Origin of the sequence: Streptomyces sp. NPDC127119 (assembly GCF_042677425.1) — a bacterium.
Taxonomy (GTDB): Bacteria; Actinomycetota; Actinomycetes; order Streptomycetales; family Streptomycetaceae; genus Streptomyces.
Genome location: NZ_JBHXTO010000052.1, coordinates 1 through 20,326, shown reverse-complemented (window position 1 = coordinate 20,326; position 20,326 = coordinate 1). Strand labels below are relative to the sequence as shown.

Annotated in this window: 23 protein-coding genes; 6 read left to right on the top strand and 17 right to left on the bottom strand. The window is 73.2% G+C overall.

All coding sequences use genetic code 11. The features are described 5' to 3' along the window. Nucleotides 1-10 precede the first annotated feature (10 nt). The 4 genes from ACFVH5_RS22400 to ACFVH5_RS22385 form a co-directional block, all read right to left on the bottom strand. Entirely contained in the window at nt 11-1,135 is a 1,125-nt protein-coding gene (locus ACFVH5_RS22400) for a sulfite oxidase (protein ID WP_385835395.1), read from the bottom strand. A 159-nt stretch (nt 1,136-1,294) separates the two neighbouring features. Further along, complete coding sequence (locus tag ACFVH5_RS22395; RefSeq protein ID WP_385835371.1) at nt 1,295-2,350, bottom strand: YIP1 family protein; 1,056 nt, start codon at nt 2,348-2,350, stop codon at nt 1,295-1,297. A 38-nt stretch (nt 2,351-2,388) separates the two neighbouring features. After that, on the bottom strand, nt 2,389-3,855 hold the full coding sequence (locus ACFVH5_RS22390; RefSeq protein ID WP_385835370.1) for an FG-GAP-like repeat-containing protein: 1,467 nt from the start codon (nt 3,853-3,855) through the stop codon (nt 2,389-2,391). 181 nt (nt 3,856-4,036) lie between these two features. Beyond that, nucleotides 4,037-4,435: an ATP-binding protein gene (locus ACFVH5_RS22385; RefSeq protein ID WP_385835368.1), complete on the bottom strand. Its 399-nt coding sequence runs from the start codon at nt 4,433-4,435 to the stop codon at nt 4,037-4,039. Nucleotides 4,436-4,626: 191 nt separating this feature from the next. Between ACFVH5_RS22385 and ACFVH5_RS22380 the strand changes: the two genes are divergently transcribed. Next, nucleotides 4,627-5,472 carry a helix-turn-helix domain-containing protein gene (locus ACFVH5_RS22380; RefSeq protein WP_385835367.1) on the top strand — a complete coding sequence of 282 codons (846 nt, stop codon included), beginning with the start codon at nt 4,627-4,629 and terminating at the stop codon, nt 5,470-5,472. Next, a complete protein-coding gene (locus tag ACFVH5_RS22375; protein WP_385835366.1) occupies nt 5,469-5,678 on the top strand; it encodes a DUF397 domain-containing protein in 210 nt (69 codons plus the stop codon). Before ACFVH5_RS22380 ends, ACFVH5_RS22375 begins: the two co-directional genes overlap by 4 nt. Here the strand turns inward: ACFVH5_RS22375 and ACFVH5_RS22370 are convergent. The 11 genes from ACFVH5_RS22370 to ACFVH5_RS22320 all read right to left on the bottom strand — a co-directional run bounded on the left by ACFVH5_RS22370 (nt 5,668) and on the right by ACFVH5_RS22320 (nt 16,593). Further along, nucleotides 5,668-5,982, bottom strand: a complete 315-nt coding sequence (locus ACFVH5_RS22370; RefSeq protein ID WP_385835365.1) for a hypothetical protein — start codon at nt 5,980-5,982, stop codon at nt 5,668-5,670. The genes ACFVH5_RS22375 and ACFVH5_RS22370 overlap by 11 nt on opposite strands. 26 nt (nt 5,983-6,008) lie before the next feature. Further along, nucleotides 6,009-6,515 (bottom strand): hypothetical protein, encoded by a 507-nt coding sequence (locus tag ACFVH5_RS22365; RefSeq protein WP_385835364.1) that lies wholly within the window; start codon nt 6,513-6,515, stop codon nt 6,009-6,011. A gap of 158 nt (nt 6,516-6,673) precedes the next feature. Beyond that, nucleotides 6,674-7,978: an FG-GAP repeat domain-containing protein gene (locus ACFVH5_RS22360; RefSeq protein ID WP_385835362.1), complete on the bottom strand. Its 1,305-nt coding sequence runs from the start codon at nt 7,976-7,978 to the stop codon at nt 6,674-6,676. Between the two features lie 116 nt (nt 7,979-8,094). Next, nucleotides 8,095-9,645, bottom strand: a complete 1,551-nt coding sequence (locus ACFVH5_RS22355; RefSeq protein ID WP_385835361.1) for an NADase-type glycan-binding domain-containing protein — start codon at nt 9,643-9,645, stop codon at nt 8,095-8,097. Continuing rightward, the gene (locus ACFVH5_RS22350) at nt 9,642-10,199 is read right to left on the bottom strand and encodes a phage tail protein (protein ID WP_384805966.1); all 558 of its coding nucleotides are present in this window, start codon (nt 10,197-10,199) and stop codon (nt 9,642-9,644) included. The genes ACFVH5_RS22355 and ACFVH5_RS22350 overlap by 4 nt, the downstream gene beginning before the upstream one ends. Nucleotides 10,200-10,266: 67 nt before the next feature. Continuing rightward, nucleotides 10,267-12,225 (bottom strand): putative baseplate assembly protein, encoded by a 1,959-nt coding sequence (locus ACFVH5_RS22345; RefSeq protein ID WP_385835359.1) that lies wholly within the window; start codon nt 12,223-12,225, stop codon nt 10,267-10,269. Continuing rightward, on the bottom strand, nt 12,225-12,671 hold the full coding sequence (locus tag ACFVH5_RS22340) for a GPW/gp25 family protein (RefSeq protein WP_384805962.1): 447 nt from the start codon (nt 12,669-12,671) through the stop codon (nt 12,225-12,227). The genes ACFVH5_RS22345 and ACFVH5_RS22340 overlap by 1 nt, the downstream gene beginning before the upstream one ends. 100 nt (nt 12,672-12,771) lie before the next feature. Next, on the bottom strand, nt 12,772-14,673 hold the full coding sequence (locus ACFVH5_RS22335) for a VgrG-related protein (RefSeq protein WP_385835358.1): 1,902 nt from the start codon (nt 14,671-14,673) through the stop codon (nt 12,772-12,774). After that, nucleotides 14,673-15,395 carry a LysM peptidoglycan-binding domain-containing protein gene (locus ACFVH5_RS22330; RefSeq protein WP_384805958.1) on the bottom strand — a complete coding sequence of 241 codons (723 nt, stop codon included), beginning with the start codon at nt 15,393-15,395 and terminating at the stop codon, nt 14,673-14,675. The genes ACFVH5_RS22335 and ACFVH5_RS22330 overlap by 1 nt, the downstream gene beginning before the upstream one ends. A gap of 16 nt (nt 15,396-15,411) precedes the next feature. Next, nucleotides 15,412-15,834: a phage tail protein gene (locus tag ACFVH5_RS22325; protein WP_107018038.1), complete on the bottom strand. Its 423-nt coding sequence runs from the start codon at nt 15,832-15,834 to the stop codon at nt 15,412-15,414. A 96-nt stretch (nt 15,835-15,930) separates the two neighbouring features. Beyond that, nucleotides 15,931-16,593 (bottom strand): extensin, encoded by a 663-nt coding sequence (locus ACFVH5_RS22320; RefSeq protein ID WP_385835357.1) that lies wholly within the window; start codon nt 16,591-16,593, stop codon nt 15,931-15,933. A 301-nt stretch (nt 16,594-16,894) separates the two neighbouring features. Between ACFVH5_RS22320 and ACFVH5_RS22315 the strand changes: the two genes are divergently transcribed. From ACFVH5_RS22315 to ACFVH5_RS22300, 4 genes are all read left to right on the top strand, one after another. Next, the gene (locus tag ACFVH5_RS22315; protein ID WP_385835355.1) at nt 16,895-17,281 is read left to right on the top strand and encodes a hypothetical protein; all 387 of its coding nucleotides are present in this window, start codon (nt 16,895-16,897) and stop codon (nt 17,279-17,281) included. Nucleotides 17,282-17,689: 408 nt separating this feature from the next. Beyond that, nucleotides 17,690-18,226 carry a hypothetical protein gene (locus ACFVH5_RS22310; RefSeq protein ID WP_385835354.1) on the top strand — a complete coding sequence of 179 codons (537 nt, stop codon included), beginning with the start codon at nt 17,690-17,692 and terminating at the stop codon, nt 18,224-18,226. Between the two features lie 6 nt (nt 18,227-18,232). Then, nucleotides 18,233-18,379 (top strand): hypothetical protein, encoded by a 147-nt coding sequence (locus tag ACFVH5_RS22305; protein WP_385835353.1) that lies wholly within the window; start codon nt 18,233-18,235, stop codon nt 18,377-18,379. Between the two features lie 15 nt (nt 18,380-18,394). Then, complete coding sequence (locus ACFVH5_RS22300; protein WP_385835352.1) at nt 18,395-19,702, top strand: hypothetical protein; 1,308 nt, start codon at nt 18,395-18,397, stop codon at nt 19,700-19,702. On the opposite strand, the gene ACFVH5_RS22295 is transcribed toward ACFVH5_RS22300, so the two are convergent. Both ACFVH5_RS22295 and ACFVH5_RS22290 read right to left on the bottom strand, forming a co-directional pair. Continuing rightward, entirely contained in the window at nt 19,651-19,809 is a 159-nt protein-coding gene (locus ACFVH5_RS22295) for a DUF6760 family protein (protein ID WP_384805951.1), read from the bottom strand. The two genes, ACFVH5_RS22300 and ACFVH5_RS22295, sit on opposite strands and share 52 nt — an antisense overlap. Next, nucleotides 19,806-20,326 (bottom strand): hypothetical protein (locus ACFVH5_RS22290; protein ID WP_385835351.1); only part of this gene is annotated, 521 nt, incomplete at its 5' end. The genes ACFVH5_RS22295 and ACFVH5_RS22290, both read right to left, overlap by 4 nt.

Here is a 20,326-nt window from a genome sequence, read left to right as displayed (position 1 = left end):
GGCTGTCCGGCTACTGGCAGACCACCGGAATCCGCTGGACCTCGTTGTTGGCGAAGCCGCCCCGGTTCCACGGCGGGGTGAGCGGCTGGGCCGTACCCTCGGCGTCCGTGGCGCGGGCCGTCAGGACGTGGCGGCCGGGGGTCGCCGTCCAGGGCGTGTGCCAGTGCCGCCAGGACCACGGACCACCGTCCGCCGCGGCGAGTTCGGCGGCCTGCCAGGACGCGCCGTCGTCCGCGCTGACCTCGACCTTCGTGACCGGCGCGCGGCCCGACCAGGCCCGCCCCTCCAACCGCACGGGACCGGGGCGTACGACCCGGGTGCGGGACATGAAGTCGGGGAAGCCGGGCGGGATCATCAGCGCGCGTGGGGCGATACGGGTCACCGGGTCGCCCGGCTCGTCGGCGGACCGGCGGAAGCGGTACGCCACCGCCTGCTGGAAGCCCGTGAAGGGGACGTCGGTCAGCTCGATGTCGGTCAGCCACTTCACATGGGCCATGCCGTACCAGCCGGGGACGATCAGCCGCACCGGGTAGCCGTGCTGCGGCGGCAGCGGGGCGCCGTTCATCTCGTACGCCACCAGCACCTCGGGGTCGGCGGCGGTGGCGTCCTGGACCGTCAGACTGCGGCCGTAGTCCTGCTCGACGCCGCGTTCCACGCCGTGGTCGGCGCCCGTGAAGACCGCCTCGACGGCGTCCGGCCGCACGCCCGCCTCGGCGAGCAGCGTCCGCAGGGGTACGCCCGTCCAGTCCGCCGTGCCGACCGCCTCGACCAGCCAGGGCTGGCTCACGGGGCGGGGGGCGAGCCGGGCCCTGCCGTTGCCCGCGCACTCCATCGTCACGCGGTGGGTGACCGGCGGGAGGGCGCGCAGGGCGGCCAGGTCCAGGGTCAGGGGCGTACGGACGCGGCCGTGGATCCTGAGGGTCCAGGTGTCGGCGTCGGCGGCCGGTATGTCGTAGTGGACGAGGATGTAGTGCAGTCCGGGCGGGGTCACGTCGTAGCGCAGGGCCTCCAGGGGGAGGCCGTGGTTGCGGGCCGCGAGGGCGAGTTCCTCGTGGCTGATGCCCTCGCCGGGGGCGGCCACGCGGCCGGGTGCGCTGACCTCCTGAGCGGCTTCGCGTGCGTCCGTGGCGGGCATGGCGTGCATGGCTTTCGTAGCGTCCATGGCTTCCATGGTGCTCCCGCCGGACGGGCCGGGCACCCGGTCGTGCCGTCCGGGGCCGGACATGCCGGGAGGCCGGACCGCGAGCGGCCGGCCTCCCTCCCGCAGGGCGTGCGCAGAGCGTCTGCGGGGCTGCTAGAACGTGCCCAGCTTGATGATCGACAGCAGGGCGATCAGCTGGATCGCCGACGCTCCCAGGGCCTTCGGCCACGGCAGGTCGTGCGACTTGCCGACCATCAGCGTGAACAGCGCGCCGGCCGCCACCCAGGTCGCCCAGCCCAGGATGCGGACGAAGGGCGCGTCGCCGCTCGCGAACATCGCGACGACCAGGCGCGGCGCGTCCGTGAGCGACATGATCAGCATGGAGAGGCCGACCGTGGGCTGCCAGGCGCCGTCGCCGCCGAGCTGGCGGGCCAGGGTGTGGGTGACCACGCCCAGGATGAACGCGCTGAGCACGATCGCGACCGCCGTCACCAGGACGATGGGGACCGCGTTCGACAGGGTGGCGTTTATGGCGTCCGCGCGGGCGCCGTCGAAGCCGAAGACGGCCAGCAGGCCGTAGAGGAACGTGACGATGAGGGCGGGGCCCCACATCGTGTAGTCACGCATGTGCAGGAAGGTCTGGTTCGGGCGCATGACGACGCCGCTCAGCAGTTCCTTCCAGTGCAGGGGCGGGCCGACGGGCGGCGCGGGCGTGCTGCCCGCACGGTAGGTGTCGCCCTGGTTGTACGGGTCCTCGCCGACGGAGAACGCCGTCGTGTGGCCCGGCTGGTTGGCCGCGTACGGGTCGTGGCCCTGCGGCTGGTGACCGCGGGGCTGGTGACCCTGGGGGTGACGGCCCTGCGGGGGGTGGCCCGGGTCGCCGAAGTACTCCGGCTCACCGTGTCCGTTCCCCTGGGGGTGTCCGCCGCCCTGCGGCCACTGCTGCGGGCCGTTGCCGCCGCCACCGCCGTACCGGGGCTGCTGAGGGTTGGTCCCGGGCGCGGGGGGATAGCCGTACGACGGGCCGCCCTGGGGGGCCTGCTGTCCGTACGGCTGCTGCCGCTGTTGTTGCGGAGGCGCCTGCTGCGTGCGGTTGTCCCGGCCGCGTCCGATCCTGAATCCAGCCACGTAATCGAACGTACCTGGTCCCGCAGAGTCACGTGCCGGGCCCGGGGCATCGGACCCGGCTTTGCGGCCGACCTGTGACATCCCCTAGGGGTGCCCTAGGGGATCTGTCAGATGTTTTGTCAGAGGCTGCTCAGGGTTTTGCCGTAGGTGAGCGCGCTCGTCGGGGCGGGCAGGCCCAGCCGGGCGGGGGTCAGGGCGTAGGAACCGTCGACACTCGCGCGCGGGAACGCCCACAGGCCACCGGAGTTGACGTTCTCGCCGGGGGAACCGACAGCCAGGTCCTTCCCGCCGTCGTGATCGTAGTCGCCGGTCGCGACGGCCGCGCCGAAGGCGTCCCCGGCCTCCGCCGCACCCGGCACGCGCGGGGTGCCCTGGTTGTACGCGACCGCGGTCCCTTCGCCGAACTCGTCGACCAGACCGTTCTTCATGCCGAACAGCACGGTGACGGCGCCCGCGTTCGCCCGGGTGCCGATCGCCTCGCCGGGAGCGCCCGCGACGAGGTCGTCGCGGCCGTCACCGTTCAGGTCGGCGACGGCGAGGGCCGCGCCGAAGCGGTCGCCGGACTCGGCGCGGCCCCGTACACCGACCGTGTCCTGGTTCAGGGTCTGCCTGCGGGAGCCGAACGAGCCGGCGGAGGCGGCGCCGTAGTGGATGTGGATGCCGCCGCCCAGCGCGTACTCCTCGGGGCCGCACGGGTCGTCGATGTTCTCGTCGGCGATCTCGCGGCACTCGCCGAGGACCAGGTCGTCGTGGCCGTCGCCGTCGAAGTCGCCGGAAGCCAGGGCGGAGACGCCGGCGTTGTCGGTGTTCCACACGTTGGCCAGGGACTCCTCGGCCCTCTCCCACGCCCAGATCCGTACGTGGGACTGGGTGAACGGGTCGTTCGCCCAGTAGCCCACCGCCAGGTCCGCGGCGCCGTCGCCGGTGAAGTCGCCGGTGGTCAGGACCGGGGCACGGCCGCCCATGGGGGCGCTGACCACGGTCGCGGCGAGGCCGTCGGCGGTGCGCAGGACCACCTTGTCCCTGCCGCCGACCACGATGTCCCTGCTGCCGTCGCCGGTCAGGTCGGCCGCGGCGACGGACTGTCCGTACGCGGCGGAGGCGGCGGGGCCCGTGGTGACGTTGGCGCCGGGGCCGGGGCCGCCCTTCGCGCCGCCCACCACGACGACCACGCCGGCGTCCGTGCCGCGCCCGGTGATGTCCTCGCCGGGGGCGCCGGCGAGCAGTTCCGCGATGCCGTCGCCGTTCAGGTCCTCCAGGAGCACGGAGGCGCCGAAGCGGTCGCCGGCCTCGGGGGTGCCGGGCACCTCGGGGGTGGCCTGGGTGATGCGGATGCCGCCGTGGGCGCCGATGCCCTTCTTGCCGCCCCACAGGATGTTGACGTACCCGGCTCTCGCCTTGCCGGCGACGGCACCGTCCGGCACGCCGACGGCCAGGTCGGCGTAGCCGTCGCCGTTGAAGTCGCTGGTGGAGGGGGAGGGTTGGGGCACGGCAGCGGTTGCCGCTGCCGCGGGGGTGAGGGTGAGGGCCGAGGTGGCCGCTGCGGCGACGGTGACGGCGAGGGTGGCGTACGTCCGTATGCGCACGGGGGTCTCCAGGGGGCTGGGGTGACTTCAACCGGGTGGCCGGGTGGCCGAGACCAGGTGGGTCCGCTTGGTTCACCTGTGTGACACCTGGAGTAGGGGTGGGGTTGTGCGGGGGTGACGGTGATCTGCGGGCCGGTGGGGGCTGGTCGCGCAGTTCCCCGCGCCCCTAAAGGCACGCCGCTTACGGGGCGCCCAGTTCGCACCAGACGTATTTGCCCGCCGTGCCGTTGACCTGGAACCAGCCCCAGTCGTCGGCGTACGCGTCCACGAGGTGCAGGCCCCTCCCCTCGCCCGACTCGTCGTCCTGCGGCTTGGTGCCGGGCGGGGTGGGGTCCGTGTCCCAGGCGCCGAGACGGAGGGTGGGCCCCGACCGTCTGAGCTTGAGGGCGGCGGGGCCCTTGGTGTGCCGGATGGCGTTCCCGAGCAGCTCGGAGGCGAGCAGCTCCGCGGGCTCGACGAGGGCGGGGAGGTGATGGCTGGTCAGGATGTCGCGCAGGGCCCGACGGCAGATGCCCACGGCTCGGGGGTCGTGGGGGATGTAGAGGGTGTACTCCCAGGGCGCGGGCACGGGTGTGGGCATGGGGGCTCCCGGTACGGGGTGGGGGTGGGGCGGAGTGGTGACCGGTAGCGCGTCCGCCGCTGGCACGACGATGCGCCGCACTTCCACTCCAGTGAGTGTTCGTGTCGTCACTGAAGGTAGGGGAGTAGCTTGACCCGGGTCAAGCTACTCCCGCACTATCGTGACCTCAACTCATGGGGAAAGAGGGGCGCATGGTCGCCAGGACCGTCATTACGGTGAGGCAGGAGCGCTTGGGCGCGGAGTTGCGCAAGCTTCGGGAGCGGTCAGGGCTGGGACTTCGGGAAGCCGCCCGTGCGACGGGGATCAACGAGGGCAAGCTCTCGAACGTGGAGTCCGCGCGCGTCGGCGTGAGCGCGGAGCGCGTTCGGTTTCTGGCCAGCCACTACGGAGTTGGGGACAGCCCACTCGTCGACGCGCTGGCGGTCATGGCGACCGAGCGGGTGCGGGGGTGGTGGGAGGAGTATCGCGGTCGTCTCCCGCGGGCCTTCGTCGATCTGGCTGAACTGGAGTACCACGCGAGCTACTTGAGATCGTTCGAGATGGTCAGCATCCCCGGCCTGTTGCAGACCGAAGAGCACGTACAGGCGCTCTACGGCGAGACGTTCTGGGGGATGGCGGAGGAGCAGCGCGCGGCCAGGACGCTGTTCCGGTTGCGGCGCCAGGAGGTCCTTGACCAGGACGACTTCGTTTACGAGGTGGTGATTCACGAAGCCGCTCTCCGCATCAGGAGGGCCGGCCATGGTGTGGCCCGACGGCAGTTGCGTCACATCCTGGAGCAGGCCGAGCGCCCTCAAATCGACCTGCGCGTCGTGCCGTTCGATGTGGACGGCTTCAAGGTCCTCTACGCCACGCTGCTTCTGGGTGGTCCTGTTCCAGCGCTGGACACGGTCCTGTTGGACGCCGCGCACGCAGGCACCTTCTTGGACGCGGAGGCCCAGCTCGACCGGTATCGGCGGTCCTTCGTGGAGGTGCAGAAGTCGGCATTGGGCGTCGTAGAGTCGAGGGACTTCATCCACCGACTGACCAAGGACCAATGAGAAAACCTGAGATGGCACAGGCCGGCGACTGGCAGAAGTCCTCGTTCTCCGGCGATCAGGAGGGCCCCAACTGCCTGGAGATAGGCGCCGGTCAAAGCGCCTTCCTCCTCCGCGAGAGCGAAAACCCCGGCACCGTGCTGGAAGCAACCGGCGCCGAACTAGTGGGGCTCATACGTCATCTCCGCCGGACGGCGCTCAGCCGGTGAGGCCCGCGCCGAACGCGCCGTACGTGTACGGCAGGTCGAAGGCGCCCGGACCGAAACCGCGGTCGCCGGTCGGGGAGACGTCCGTGCCGTCGGACAGCATCGCCGTGACCGCGCCGACCCCCTCACCCTCGAAGATCGCCGAGACCGTGTAGTCGGCCTTCCCGTCGGCGTTGACGTCCGTGAGGAGGACGTCGGAGCCGAAGTAGTCCGTCGGCTCGGCGGTTCCGGGGACGCCGGAGGAGGCCTGCGAGAGGGTGCGCCCGCCGGTCTTGGAGACGCCGTACTCGATGTCATGGCACCCCACGCGCAAACGGCGGTCAGCGCCCGTGTTCATGCCCATGGCGGCGGGAGAAGTTCTTCCGGGTGTGCGCATTGGGTCCATGTCCGGTCGGTGAAGACGGGGCGGCTGAGATTGTGGTCGCCGTTCGATGTGGACCGCAGAACCAGTCCGAGAGAGGGGAAGTAGGGCTCCCCGTGGATACTCGTGCGGCACTCTCGCACCTCTGAGATCTCTTCGATCCACAGGTTCAGCTCGGACGGGGCCCGCCCGGTGAAAGCGGTGCCGTCGTAGTGGACCTGGGGCCCGCGGAGGCTGTCGATGACGATTGCCCTCAGACCTCTGTCTTCGTGCCGGTCGTAGTAGGTCCGGACGCCAGGGCCGTAGAAGTGCGCCCAGCGATGCTCTTGATCCTCATCGGTTGAGACGCGGGCGGTGCCGAGAGCAGTGATCACGTCCTCGTGGCTCGCCCCGAACCGAAGTGGCCCCACACCCTCCAGCGGCGTCCACGTCCACTGCAGCCGGTCGGTGTCCGCAAGGACCTCTTGTTCCCACCACATGAAGCACCCATTCGTGCGCCGACGCCTGTGCAAGCAACATGATCACAGACCGGATCGGCGCCGGGCGCAGAGAACGGCGCTGCGTCGGTTCGGCGGCTCATTTGGACAACCGACGACGAGCAGTGTGGCGGCGGTCGGCAGGAGGGGTGGGCGGCGCATCAGCCTTCCGCGCCGAGGAACTCGGATGTGGAGAAGGTGAGTGCGGGCTTGCGTGCGATCAGGGTCTTCTTCGCGCCCGGGTACACGGCGATGGTGTCCTCGGTGTCGCCGCGGTAGGTGCGTACCACCAGGTCCGCGCGCTTGTCGCCGTCGAAGTCGGCCACCGTCAGGACCCGCGTGGTGCCTCCGGCGGGCGGCTGCACGGTCACCATGCCGGACGTGGACAGGCCGCCGGAGCGTCCCTTGAGGATCCTCAACTGCGAGCCGCTGGAGACCAGTTCGCTCACCCCGTCGCCGTCGAAGTCCCCGGCGTCCAGGACCGTACCGGCGACGGCGAGTTCGGCGCGCAGGGTGCCCGGGACCTCGTACCGCAGGGCCGTGGCGCGCAGCGTGCCGATCGCCGCGTCGAGTCCCTTGCCCCTGCCGAACTGGCCGAAGGCGACGTCGACGCCCTTCGGGAGGGCGACCGCGGTGCCGGCGGGGCCCGTCGGCCCGCCCATGACGAGCGAGGAGGCGGAGGTGCCGGACCCCTCGGCCGTACGCACCAGCAGGTCGTCGTATCCGTCGCCGTCGACGTCCACGGCGGGGGGCGCCGGGGCGTTGCCGGGGGAGTCGAGCGGCGCGCCGGCCGCCTTCGGGGCGCCCTTGCGGGTGAAGGGGCCGCGCAGATAACTGAGGCGGCCGTCGGAGGCGTGCACGACGAGGTCGGCCGCCCCGTCGCCGTTGAAGTCGCCGCACACCGGCTGGTCCGGCCAGTCGTTGCCGAACCGTGCCTGCGCCGGGATCGCCAGTTTCACCGCCTTGCCGGACAGGCCCCGGGCCGAGCCGAAGACGATCTGCAGCGGTACCGGCGGCTGTCCCTGACCGTCGTACGGCGGGTCGGTCGACACGACGAGGTCGGTGAAGCCGTCCTTGTCCAGGTCGCAGCTAGCCTCGGCGTCGAAGACCGCGGGCAACTGCCCCTTGGTGGTGGCCGCGTGCTGCGTGGGACTCAGCAACTGCCGGGCCCCGGGGGCGAGTCCGTCGGCCGAGCCGTACACGATCCCGATGCCGGCGTCGTCCCCGTGGGTGTCGCGCTTCACGAGATCGTTGAGTACGAGGTCGCGGTGGCCGTCGCCGTTGAAGTCGCTGTCGACCTTGCTGCCCCGGCCCAGCGGCACGGGGATCCGGGCGGGGGCCTTGGCGACCGTCAGGGGCTCGCGGTCGGCGGCGCCTGTCTTGCCGCCGTCCGGACCGCCGCAGCCCGCGAGCAGCAGGGCGCAGCCCGCCACGGCGCCCGCCGCCCGTATTCCGTTCTTCCCCATGGCCACGTCAACCCCGACCGCATCGTGAGACAACAACTTGCACATGATGCGGTCGGGGCGGGTCATAAGTCATCAGGGATGGCCGTTTTCAGCCCTTGTCGGCACCGTGGCGCTCGTCACGACCTGCTGGTGTTCGAGCGGCCGAAGAACTCGATCTCGGCGATGGACACCTGCTTCTTGGCGTCGGCTGCGTACGCCGAGCGCAGGATGAAACGCACCGCGCGGACCTCACCCACCCGGAACTTGCGGGCCTGACCGCCCGCGATCCGGTCGAGGGTGATGAACCGGCTGCTCTTCTTCCCGTCGGCGGTCGTGATCTGCGCCTCGATGCGCTTCGGGAGGGCCGACTCCTGGAGGTGCTCCTGCTTGGCCGAGACGCCCGAGGTGATCACCACGTCCAGCAGCCGGGTCGGGGTGTCGAAGCGGGCCTCGATCCACTCGCCCTCACCGGCCTGCGAGACCCCCGGGCCCCACCAGGTGTTGCTGAGGCCGTCGAAGGCGAGCTTCTGGCTGTGCCCGGGGTACGAGCGGGACGCCCTGAAGCTGTCCGGGCCGACCGGGGCGCGCTTGGCGAAGTGGTCGCGGGTCGCGTCGATGCCGTCACCGATGTTGACGATCAGCGCGATGACCAGGCCGATCACGGCGGCGCCGACGACCCAGTTCATGATGCGGCCGAAGCCGCGGCGCAGACGGGGGCGTTCGCCCGCCCACGGGATGTCCCCGTTGCCGAAGTTCAGCAGGCGGCGCCACCAGGTCTGCCGCTCCGGCGGACGCGGGCCGCCCTCCATGGGCATGGCGCAGCGGGCGCAGAAGTGCCGGTCGGGCCGGTTGGGGGTGGAGCACCACGGGCACGGCGGGCCGTCCTGCGGGCCGGACTCGGGGCCCGGGGTGCGGACCTGGGGTCGGCCCGCCAGCGGGACGCCCGGGAGCACGGGGGCGACGGCGGGGGTGACGGGAGCCCGGGGTTCGGGGTCGTTCACGGGGATGAGGAGGGACCTGGCCCGCTCGCCCGCGGTGTCGGCGGCGGAGGGAGCGGGGGCCGCGGGCGGGGCGCCGTGACCGAGGCCCACGCGCGGCTCGGTGTCCGTGTCGTCCGCGCGGCCACCGGTGGCCGCGCCGGGGGTGAGGGCGGAGAAGATGTCGGGGGCGGCCGGGTCGGCAGGCGCGGCCGGGGACGCGGGGGCCGGCGCCGCGGTCCGCTGCTCGGGGATGGCGGTGCCCGCACCGGCCGGAGCCGAGGCGTTCGGCGGGGTGGCCGCGGGCGGGGTGGACCCGGCACCGGAGCCGGTGGCGCGCTGGTGGGTCTCGTCACCTGCGGTGCGGCCCGCGGCCGGGGTGTCGTGGGCCGTGCGGGCCGCCCCCGTACCGGCACCGGACACGGCGAACGCGTCCCGTCCCGGCTCGTTGCCCGGCGCGCCGCCCGAAGCACTGCCCGGACCGGTGCCCGGCGTGCCGCCCGGATCGCCGTCGGACCCGCGGCCGGTCGCGGAGTCCCGCGCCGGAGCGGCGGCCGTCGCGGGGACCGGGGCCGCGGCGTTGCGGCCGGTGCCCCAGCCGAGCACCGCGCCGCAGGAATCGCAGAAGGACTGGCCGGGCTCCGCGCGGGTGCCGCACTCGGCACAGCTGCGCGCCGGCTCCTGTCCCGTGCCGGAGTTCTGGCTGGTCATCTCTCGGGAGTCCTTTCGGCGGCGGTCACCTGGACCGTGTAGGGCATGTGGGCGGGACGGGCGGCTGCCACCAGGCTGTCGAGGCGGTGTTCGTCCGCGCGGGTCGGGTCGGGCAGCCGTAGAGCGACGTGCAGGCGCGGGCGGCGGTCGCCGGGGACCGGGCCGAGCGGCCGGGCGTCCCAGGAGGCGCCGCCGCTCTCGGTGATCTCCGGGGCCACGCCGAACACCAGGCGCACCGCCTCGGACAGGCCGCGGCTGGTGCCCCGTACCCGGTGCAGGAACGCGGCGGCGGCGACGGCGGCGCGCAGCCGGTCCTCGGGCTCGCTGCCGTCGGTCTCGGCGCCGACCCAGCCGGCCAGCCAGCGGGTGAAGTCCACCGGCGCCAGGGCCGGCGTGAAGTAGGAGTCCAGGTTGTCGAGGACGGCGTGGATCGGCGCGAGCACGTCGTCGAGCCCGCCGACGAACCGCTGTGCCAGATCGTCGTCGGCGAACACGGCGGGCAGTGTCATGCCGATGGGCGCGGAGGATCCCAGCCCGTCGATGGAACCCCTCACGGCCGGACTCCCTTCGCGCGCGCGGAGGCGGGCGGGAGCGAGCCCCGGGTCCTCGGGCGGTGGAGGGTCATACGCGGTCTCCGATCACTCGGACGCGGTGGTCGAAGGAGAAGACCAGGGACGGGGCGTCGAGGTCGATGCGGTCGGTCGGGTCGCCGCGCTTGCCGGTCAGCGGGTCGGCCGGGTGGAGCTGGACCTCGTCGACCAGTTCGACACCGGGAACCCGCTGGAGGACGGCGAAGACCTCCCCGGACTGCACGGGCCGGCCGAAGCGCCAGCCCCGCCCGTCGGCGCCGCCGGTCAGCGGGTCGAGGTGCCGGTACAGGGCGTCGTGCGCCTGACGGCGTACCCGGTCCGTGTCGGTGCCGCGGAAGGCGTGCACCGTGGCGACCACCGTGATGCCCTGGTAGAAGGGCGGGCCCACCGCCAGGCGCGTGCCGATCAGGCGCCGTTCGTCGAGGTGCCGGGTGATGCGGTGCAACAGCGCGTCGCCGGGGACCAGTTGCTCGAAGCGCAGCCGGCCACCGGGGTCCGGTACGGCCTGGGGGACCACCAGCACCCGTACCGCGTACGCCCCGTGCTCGCCCTCGTCGCCCTCCAGGCAGGTGATGCGGGCCGTCTCGGGCGCGGCCCGCCGGGCCAGCTCCTCGTAGTCGCGCAGGGTCACCGCCCGCTCCTGGGCGCGCAGGGTGATGGGGGCGCGGGTCTTCGCCTCCTCCACCGTCTCGCCGTCGACGCCGCCGCGCGCCGCCTCCCGGTTGACGACCTCGGAGACGTACGGGACGGAGGTGCGCAGCACCTGGACGGCGCCGCGCGCCACGTTCCCGGCCCGGCCGCCGCCCGTGCGGTAGCGCCGGGCGCGGATGACGGAGCCCTTGGGGGCCACCGCCCCGTACTGGCGCAGGGAGCCGTCGGGTTCCCGTACCGCCGGGCCGAAGGCGATGTCGCCGGTCGCCGCGTCCAGGGTGATGTGCCGGTCCTGCGGGGTGGACGCCGAGAACGACGGGACGACCTCCCAGTCGGTCCAGCCCTCGTGCTCGGCGGTCTGCAGCAGCACCGGGGGCGTGTCGCCCACCACGGGGAAGTGGGCCAGCCGCAGCCGCTGACCGGGCAGGCCGGTGGACTCGCCGAGCGCCTCGTCGGTCACGGTCTCGGCGTGCACGGTCGTGGTGGTGCCGCCCAGCGTGAACGCGTCCACGGAACGCACGGTCGGCGAGGTCGTGTAGAAGGGCTGGTCGGGCAGCGGCTCGGTGACGCGGCAGCGCAGCCAGCCGGCCTCCTGGCCGCCGGTGCGCGACAGGGTGTGCGCGCCCGGGATGTGCAGGACGACCTCGCCGGGCCGGTTGAGACCGCCGGTGCCGTCCCGGTCGATCTCACAGACCACCCAGCCGTCCTCGGTCCACGCCTCCCACAGCAGCGGGGGCTGCCGCGGGTCCACGCCGACACCGTCGACGCGGCTGTCCAGCTCCATCGCGACCGCGCAGTGCGGGACGGCGGTGTCGAGCCCGATCAGCATGCAGTCACCGGGCCGCGGGGACTCGGTGAAGCACATCAGGTCCTTGCCCTCGGCGAGGTCGGCGGTCCTGTCGGTGACGGGCTCGCCGTCGCGCTGGACCACGAGGTACCGCAACGCGCAGGGCACGATGGTCAGTTCGTCCTCGGTGGCGAAGACCGCGGCTTCCTGGCTCTCGGTGCGCGTGGTGGCGACCTCGGTGCCCACCGGCAGCAGCACCGGCTCGTCCTGCGGCGCGGACAGCCAGAACGTGACGTCCGTGCGCGCGGCGGAGGGCGGGAAGAGGGTGATGCCCACCAGGTCCAGGAACGCCAGGTGGTTCTTCTCCGGCACCCGGTTGAGCCGGTAGACGATCTGGTCGGCCATGTGGGCGACCGTTTCCACGAGGGTGACACCCGGGTCGGAGACGTTGTGATCGGTCCACTCCGGGGCGCGCTGCTGGATGTAGCGCTTGGCGTCGTCGACGAACTGCTGGAAGCGGCGGTCGTCGAGGTTCGGGGAGGGCAGTGCCATCAGCGTTCGCTTTCAGGGGAGTCGCCCGGGCCGGGGAGGTCGGGTTCCTCGTGGTAGGGGATGACGTAGAACGGGAAGACGAGGCTGCGCGGGTTGTTGGTGCCGCGGATCGAGTAGCGGACGTCGATGAAGAGCACGCCCTGCTCGGTGTCGGAGCCGGCCGTCACGTCGACGTCGCTCACCTCGATGCGCGGCTCCCAGCGGTCGAGGCTCGTGTACACCTCGTGCTGGATCCGGCCGGCGGTCGCCTCGTTGACCGGGGCGAACACCAGGTCGTGGATGGCGCAGCCGAACTCGGGGCGCATCGGCCGCTCGCCCGGCGCGGTCGACAGGACGAGCCGGATGGACTCCTCGATCTCACGCTCCCCGCTCACCATGGCGATGCCCCCGGTGGGGCCGATGCGCAGCGGGAACGCCCAGCCGGATCCGACGAACTGCTCGGCCATCAGTGACCCACCCGCCTTCTCGTCCTCTTCGTCATGGTTCTCAGGTCTGTCAGGTATGTCAGGTCGGTCAGGGGCGTCGGGGTCGTCACGGTCCCGGCCGTCACCCGAACGGGTACTTGATCTTATTGACCGTCAGCAGGCCCATGAGGTCCAGGTTGATGGCCCGGATGCCGACCTGGCCGACGCTGTTGATCTGCACCGTGCCGGCCGCGTTGAGCGTCGCCGCGCCGGCCGCCTTGAGGCTGAGCGCGCCCACCGCGTCCACGGTCACCGCGCCGCCGAGGGACTTGAGGTTGACGATCCCGCGGCCCTGGAGGGTGAGCGGCCCGCCGCTCTTGATGCTGATGCTGCGCCGGGCGCTCAGTGACAGGTCGGTGCCCGCGTCGATGGACACCGAGGTGCCGCCCGTGATGCTGACGGCGCCCTTGCTGTCCACGGTGATCTCGGTCTTGGTGCGGTCCAGGTTGATGATCAGCTTGTCGTTGCCGCTGGCCAGCCGGACGCCCTGCTTGCGCAGGCCCGTCTGCTGGCTGAGCAGGTCCATCCGGTTGCCGTCCCGGTCGGACACGGTGTGCCGGATCGCCTTCTTCTTGACCGGGTCGTGCAGCCACACGTCCTTCACGACGGTCGGCTTGTCGACGCCGTTGTAGAGGCCGCCGATGACGAAGGGGTGGTCGAGCGCTCCCCGGTCGAAGCCGACCAGCACCTCGTCCCCGACGTCCATCGGGAAGATCCCGCCGCCCGCCTTGCCGCCCAGCTGAACGGTCCGCGTCCAGTCGCTGACGTACGCGTCGTCCAGCCACGGGAACTGCAGTTTCACCCGGCCCTGCTTCAGCGGATCCTGTACGTCCGTGACGAGCGCGTTGGCCACGCTCGGCAGCCGGGGCGACGTCGCGCCGCCGCCGGACGTCAGCCCGAACAGGGAGCGCCACTGCCGGCCGCTCACGGTCACCAGCGTCTCGTAGTGACTGCCCGCGCCGAAGGTGTGCCGCACCGAGGTGACCGTGTACTTGCCCTCGAAGGGGACGCCCACGTCGGTGAGGGCGATGGCCACCCCGGGGCGCAGCACGGGGTTGCCGTGCACCGTGACCTCCAGCTCGGCGAACGACGAGGTGAGGTCGTCCGCGAGGGAGGCGGCGGCGAACTTGACCTCCGGCCGGCGGTCGTACGGGGTGTCGGTCTCCACCAGCTTGGCGGCCTTGAAGGCGTTGGCCGCCTTCTGCGGGGTCGTCCCGATGGCGAAACCGGAGTAGGTGCCCGCCTTGGTGAGTTCGACGATCTTCTTCTTGGTCGGGATGTCCCAGCCGCGCGCCTCGACCTTGTCGACCTGGTCGGCGGCGGTGACGGCGGCCCGGCAGCGCAGTACGTCGACGCGGCCCCGCAGCACCCGGGGGTTCGGGTCCTCGGGGGAGGTCGACAGGGGCGCCTTGGAGGCCGGGTCCGGTTCGGCGAACTCGAACTTCCCCTTGGCGTCCAGGGACATCACCATCTCGTTCTCGTCGGCGAGCCGCGCGAGAAAGTCCCAGTCCGTCACATTGGACTGGGAGATGAACTCGTAGACCGTCTTGGTCGTCTGGATCTTCCCGATCGCGACACCGTTCATCGCGGCCAGCTTGCGCGCGATGTCGGAGGCGGTCTGGTTGCGGTACGCGGCCACCCGGCGCACCCGCATCAGCCGGTGGCCCGGGTCGTAGCCGCGGACGACGCTGAACGTGCCGGTGCCGTCGTAGTCGGTCTCCATACCGGTGACCTCACCGGTGATCAGCGGGTTTCCCGCGCCCTGGCCGTCGGCGACGGGCGCGAGGACCACCTTGGAGCCGAACCTGATGTTCAGCTTGCCGAGCACTTCCCGGTCCGGGTCGCGGAAGGTGAGCCGGAACTCGCCGGGCACGCCCGCGCCGAGGTCGGCCCAGCCGGCGACGAGCAGGTTGATGTAGTCGGGCGGGATCTTCCTGCCGTCGATGGTGACGTGGATGATGTTGGAGAAGGACGTCTTCGCCATCAGTGACGCACCTCCTCGGCGGCGGGGAGGACCAGCTCGACACCGGTGGGCAGGTGTGCGGGGTTGTCGATCCCGTTGGCCTCGGCGATCGCGCGCCAGGCGGACGCGTTGCCGTACTCGCGCCAGGCCAGCGACTGCAGGGAGTCGCCCGCGACGACCCGGTGCACCCGCTGTGCGGTGAGCGCGCCCGAGGTCGGGTTCTGGCCCTTGATCGTGCTGGGGATCTCGTGCAGCGCCACCTGGCAGGTGGCGCGGATCGGCACCCCGGTCGTGCTGAACAGCGAGTAGGTGACGTCCACGGAATTCACGTACGAGGTGAAGCGCGCGGTGGAGAACGAGCCCCACTGGAAGACCACCCAGGGCGGCGACGGCTGCTTCGCGGCGATGCTCTTGGCCGTCACCTCGCAGCAGTCCAGCAGCGACTCCACGTTCTTCAGCACGACGTTGCTGGTCGGCTTCGTGGACGAGTCCAGGAAGATCTCGACCGTCATCTCGCGCGGCTCGGGACCCATGAACTCCGGGACCGTGCCGTCGCGCACGGCCGCGGCCGGTGTGGACTTCCACTGGGAGCGCCGGCTCAGCTGCAGCTGCGAGGGGTTGAAGTCGAAGTTGAACGTCTTGATCAGACCGCCCGGAGTGGTGCTCGATCCGACGGGCGGCTCGTGGATGGCGATCGTGGCGCGTACGAGGCTCTTGCCCGCGCCCTTGCTTCCCTTGGCCATGGTGGTGTCCCGCCCCTCAGTCCGTGAACCCGTGGTGAGTGATCTCCAGGACCTCGGTGGCCACACTCGGGTTGGCCGGGTCCAGGGAGGGGCCCTGCCAGCTCACCGGCAGCACGTCGATCAGCCCCCAGTGCGCGACCTCGGAGCCGTCCGCGCGCAGCGCGGCGATCTGCGCGGTCGGCCGCTTGATGCCCGTGGCCACGGACGAGATCCAGGCCGCGACCTTGGTGGTGTCGGGGGTCAGCGGCCGGGTCAGCCGGATGTTGGAGAAGGTGACCCGGGACGGGAGCTGCCAGACGAACCCGTTGTTGCCGCCCTCCTGGCGTTGCTCGATCTCCACCGAGGACGAGAGTCCCTCGCACCCGTTGAAGTAACCGAGGCTCTCGCCGTCGATGGTCAGGGTGAAGAAGATGGTGGAGCCCGGGTCTTCGCGGGGCATCGGGGGCGGCCTTTCTGCGGACGTCGGTCATGCGGGGTGGTGCCGGGTGGTGCCGGGTGGCGCGGGGTGCTGCGGGTCTCGGCCGGTCGGGGCCGCTCAGCGACGTGGGTCGCGGAGCTTGCCGATCCGCTCCCGGTCGAGCCGCAGTTCGGTGCGGATCAGCCGGGTGATCCTGCTGATCAGCCGGTGCGTGAGCTCGTCGAGCTGGAAGTCGGTCAGGGAGCGGGGGTCGAACTGCCCCTTGGCGACCGCGGTGTACGCGGGCGGGGGGCCGCTGTGCTCGTACGGTGGCGGATCGTCGTCGGAGCCCGAACCGGACGAGCCGCGCGACGAACTCCCGCGCGCCGTCACCGCGGACGCGGCGGTGGTGGCCTTCGCGGACGTCGGCAGCAGGGCCCGCTGAATGGAGGCGGGCACGGGAGTGGGTGCCGCGGCCGTCCGGGGCGCGGCGACCGCCTGCCGCTGGACGGCCGTCGGCGCCGGGTACGCCTTGGGCACCGTCAGCGGCTGCGCGGGCGGAGCCGTCCTGACGGGCGACCCGGCGGGAGCGGACTTGGTGGCCGCGAGGAGTGGCACGGCACGGCCCGCGGGAGCACCGGGCGTGACGGCCCGCTGCACGACCGCCGGTCCGGACCGGCCGGGCGCGGACGCCGGGCGGCGCAGTGGCACGGGAGCCGGGGGCACGGGGCGCTGGTGTGCGGTGGGTGCCGCGGGCGTGAGGGCCGGCGCGAGGGCACGGGCGGGGGTGAGGGCACGCATGGGAGCGGGCGTCGGTGCCGCTACCGGTGCCGGTGCGGGTGTCGGTGCTTGTCCGCTGGGCACGGCTTTGGTGACCACGGTGGAAGGCACCACCGCGGAGGGGGCGGCCGTGGCGCGCTGTACGGAGAGGCCGTTGGCGCGCGGGGCGGACAGGGGTACGGCCGGGCGGCGGAGGGGTTGGGTCGACGGCGCGGGCGCGGGTGCCGGTGCCGGTGCGTGTGCCGGGGCTTGTGTCTGTGCGGGGGCACGCTGCACGGGAGGGGGTCCGGCCGGGGCCGAACTGGCCGCAGAAGCAGGCCCGGTGAGCGGCTTCACCTCCGCGGGAGGGGCGGAGAGGGGAGCACCGAGCAGGGGCCGCTGCCGGGCGGCGGGCGCGGCGGGCGCGGCGGCGCGCTGGACCGGGGCGGGCGGAGAGGTGACTGGGGCCGGGGCCGGGGCTGGGGCCGGGAGTGCCGGGGGTACGGCCGCCGTGTGCTGCCGGTCGGCGGGACCGGTCGGCAGGGTCGTGGGCGGGGTGGCCGAGGTGACGGGGAGCGGGGCGGCCGGGCCGGGGTGCGTGTCCGGGGTGCGGGTGACGGACGGGTTCCCCGTCATCGGCGCACCGAGACCCATGCGCCGTACGCCGGTGGAAGCACTCCGCTGCACCGGGTACGGGCCCGATCCGGCCGATCCGGCCGGGGCGGTCTGACTCGGCCCGGCGGCGGGCGGGTTCGCGGCGGCGGGACCGGATGCCGACGGGGTCCTGTGCTCGGTGGGCCCGGCTGCCGCCCGCTGGACGACGGGCGCCGTGCCCGAAGGGGCATGGGCCGCGGCGCTGTTGGCGGGGGCCGTCGTACCGCTCGGCCCGACCGGCGTCCCGGCGGACGCACTCGCGGTACGGCTGGGGGTTGCTGCCGCCCTCTGGACGCGGACGGGTGAGTCGCCGGTACCGGCGGGGGTGGAAGCGGGACCCTGGGGGGCGGTCGGCGACTGCCGGGTCCCTACCGCCCGGGTGGGTCCGGCCGTTGCCCTCTGGACCGCAGCGGGGGTGACCGCCGTTGCGGGGCCGACGGGTGCGGAGGGCGTGTTCGCGGCAGGTGCAGGTGCAGGTGCGGGTGTGGGCGCCGCGCTGCTCGAATCTGCCTTCGCCCGCTGGACGTTGAGCGCGGGTCCGCTGGTACTACGGGTCACCGCGCTGCCGGGGCCGGCCGGAGCCGGATTGCCGGGAGCGGCCGGAGCCGGGCTCTCCGCGCGGGCCGGTGTTCCGGGCGAACCGGCCTTCGCCCGCTGGACGTTGAGCGCGGGCCCATGGGTACGGGTGACCGGGGCGGCGGGACCGGCCTGCGTACCGGGACCGGTCGTGGACGCGGACGCGGAGGCAGCTGCGGATGCGGGCCGTACGGGTCCGGTCGGGGCCGGGCTTGTCCCGGGGGCCCGCTGGACGTTGACGGCCGGTCCGCCGGTACGGGTCACCGGATTACCGGGACTGCTCTGCGTGCCGCCGGCCGTAGAGCTGTCCGACGCGGACGCGGACGCGGGCTGTACGGGTCCGGCCGGAGCCGGGTTGCCCGTGCGGGCCGATGTTTCGGTCGGGCCGGTCGCGGGGGCGCGCTGGACGGTGGCCGCCGGTCCGTCGGTACGGGTCGCCGGGTGACCGGGATTGACCCCGGTGCCGCCGGCCCCGGTGGCCGTGGCGTCACCGGACGCCGGTGTGGACGCGGGCCGTACGGGTGCGGTCGGGGTCGAGCCGGTCGCGGGGGCGCGCTGGACGTTGACGGCCGGTCCGCTGGTACGGGTCACCGGGTGACCGGGACCGCCCTGCGTGCCGCCGGTTGCCCTGGCGGCCTGGCTGCTGGAGCCGCCGGCCGCAGCGCTGCCCGACGCGGGTGCGGGCTGTACGGGTCCGGCCGGAGCCGGGCTGCTGGAACGGGGCGGGGTCGGGCTGCCCGTACGGGCCGGTGTCCCGACCGGGCCGGCCGCGGGGGCCCGCTGGACATCGACCGCCGCACTGGTGGAGGGCGCCCCCGGGCCGGCGGCGCCCGACGCCGTGGAACCCGACGCCGCGGAGCCCGGCCTCGGAGCCCCCGCCGTCGGAGCACCCGAAGACGCGGGACCCGACGAGACGGGACCGCGCAAAGCGGGCGTCGACGGGACGGGACCCGGCGAGGCGGGCCCGGACGAGGCAGGAGCCGACGAAGCGGGCCGCGACGGAGCGGGACCCGACCGGACGGGACCGGCCGAAGCGGGACCCGACGGGACGGGACCCTGCGGGGCGGGGCCGGACGAAATGGGTCCGGCCGAACTGGGCCCGGACGAAGCGGGACCGGACGAAGCGGGCCCGGACGAAGCGGGCCCGGACGAAGCGGCGCCCGGCCCCCCGGTCGCGGCCGGAGCCGGGGCCGGAGACGGAGTTGGCGCCGGGGCCGGAGCCGGAGCGGGCGGCGGCGTCGAAACCGCGCGCCGGGCCACCGGCAGAGCCCGCCGCTGTACTGCGGGCGTGGCGGGCGCCCTGGTCAGCTGGCTCTGCCGGTGGGGCCTGGGGGGTACCGCGGTCACCCGGGGGCCCGTCGGGCGGGACGCCGTGACGGGCAGGGACGCGCGCTGTACCGGTGGTGCGTCGCCGACCGCAGGGGACGGGGCGGCCTCGGGCACGTCGGGCCCCGCCACCGGCAGGACGCGCGACGGCGGTTCGAGTCCGGAGACGGGCCCGGCCGACGTGGTGAGCGCGTTCCTGATCAGCCCGCCCGGCGCCCCGTCGAGGACGGCGTGGGACAGGGTCCCGGTGAGGGAGGGGTTCTGCCAGGTGCTCAGCCGGCCGCCGAACCCGGAGTCGGCGACCCCGGTACGGCCCAGGGCGGCCCGCTGGATCGGCGGCAACCCCGTCCAGCCGACCACCGCGACCGGCCCGGCCCCCGCGGACGTACCCGCGGCAGCCGTGCCCGGGTCGGACGTGCCCGTAACGGCCGCAGCGGGTACGGCACCAGCACCCGTACCCGTATCCGCATGCGCTCCCGTGGGAGCGGAACGTGCGGCGGATGCCGCCGCGCCGCCCCTCAGTCGGTCGAGGAACCCCACCGATCAGCCCTCCGCCCCGCCCCGGGTCACCAGGGACGCGATCTGTTCCGTGTAGCGGCGACGATCCTGGTGTTCGAGATCCAGGATCGTCTCCTGGCTCCAGTGGAAGTGGTAGGCGACGTACGCGATCTCCTCGTGCAGCCGGTCGGTCGCGTACGTCACGATTCCCCCAGGCGGCTCCCGCCGAGTTCGACCTCGAAGGGCTCCGAGCAGTGGGGGCACTCCACGGAGGCGCGGGTGTGGCCCTCGGCGTTGACCTGCCGGTAGAAGTCCTGCAGGAACGCGAGGTCCGAGGCGAACATGTTCTCCACGATGCCGTCGTGGACCATCGCCAGTGTGCCGAGGCGGGTGATGACCCGGCCCAGCAGGACCACCGACAGATAGGCGGGGTTCTCCTGGACACGGACGTCCCGCAGCGGGATCAACTCGTCCCGGGCGGTGGCCAGACGCATCACGCCGTCCCGGTGCACCGTGCCCGCGTCGTCGACGTAGCCGCGCGGAAGCTCGAAGGGGAACTCCGTGCGCAGCGGTTGTGCCACCGGCGCGGGCGCCGGGGGCGGGGCGGCGGGGGGGGGCGGGGGGGAGGTGGTGGGCGGGGGCCCCCCCCCCGGCCCCCCCCGGGGGGGCCCCGCCCGGGCCCCCGCCCCCCCCGCGCGGGGGGGGGTTAAAAAAAAAAAAC

What these genes read in the sequence shown, in the direction of transcription:
- ACFVH5_RS22380 (WP_385835367.1), top strand. Translation starts at nt 4,627, where the DNA reads ATGGTCGCCAGGACCGTCATTACGGTGAGGCAGGAGCGCTTGGGCGCG.
- ACFVH5_RS22375 (WP_385835366.1), top strand. Translation starts at nt 5,469, where the DNA reads ATGAGAAAACCTGAGATGGCACAGGCCGGCGACTGGCAGAAGTCCTCG.
- ACFVH5_RS22335 (WP_385835358.1), bottom strand. Translation starts at nt 14,673, where the DNA reads ATGGCGAAGACGTCCTTCTCCAACATCATCCACGTCACCATCGACGGC.
- ACFVH5_RS22360 (WP_385835362.1), bottom strand. Translation starts at nt 7,978, where the DNA reads ATGGGGAAGAACGGAATACGGGCGGCGGGCGCCGTGGCGGGCTGCGCC.
- ACFVH5_RS22330 (WP_384805958.1), bottom strand. Translation starts at nt 15,395, where the DNA reads ATGGCCAAGGGAAGCAAGGGCGCGGGCAAGAGCCTCGTACGCGCCACG.
- ACFVH5_RS22385 (WP_385835368.1), bottom strand. Translation starts at nt 4,435, where the DNA reads ATGCCCACACCCGTGCCCGCGCCCTGGGAGTACACCCTCTACATCCCC.
- ACFVH5_RS22355 (WP_385835361.1), bottom strand. Translation starts at nt 9,645, where the DNA reads ATGACCAGCCAGAACTCCGGCACGGGACAGGAGCCGGCGCGCAGCTGT.
- ACFVH5_RS22395 (WP_385835371.1), bottom strand. Translation starts at nt 2,350, where the DNA reads ATGTCACAGGTCGGCCGCAAAGCCGGGTCCGATGCCCCGGGCCCGGCA.
- ACFVH5_RS22365 (WP_385835364.1), bottom strand. Translation starts at nt 6,515, where the DNA reads ATGTGGTGGGAACAAGAGGTCCTTGCGGACACCGACCGGCTGCAGTGG.
- ACFVH5_RS22345 (WP_385835359.1), bottom strand. Translation starts at nt 12,225, where the DNA reads ATGGCACTGCCCTCCCCGAACCTCGACGACCGCCGCTTCCAGCAGTTC.
- ACFVH5_RS22340 (WP_384805962.1), bottom strand. Translation starts at nt 12,671, where the DNA reads ATGGCCGAGCAGTTCGTCGGATCCGGCTGGGCGTTCCCGCTGCGCATC.
- ACFVH5_RS22400 (WP_385835395.1), bottom strand. Translation starts at nt 1,135, where the DNA reads ATGCCCGCCACGGACGCACGCGAAGCCGCTCAGGAGGTCAGCGCACCC.
- ACFVH5_RS22325 (WP_107018038.1), bottom strand. Translation starts at nt 15,834, where the DNA reads ATGCCCCGCGAAGACCCGGGCTCCACCATCTTCTTCACCCTGACCATC.
- ACFVH5_RS22320 (WP_385835357.1), bottom strand. Translation starts at nt 16,593, where the DNA reads ATGCGTGCCCTCACCCCCGCCCGTGCCCTCGCGCCGGCCCTCACGCCC.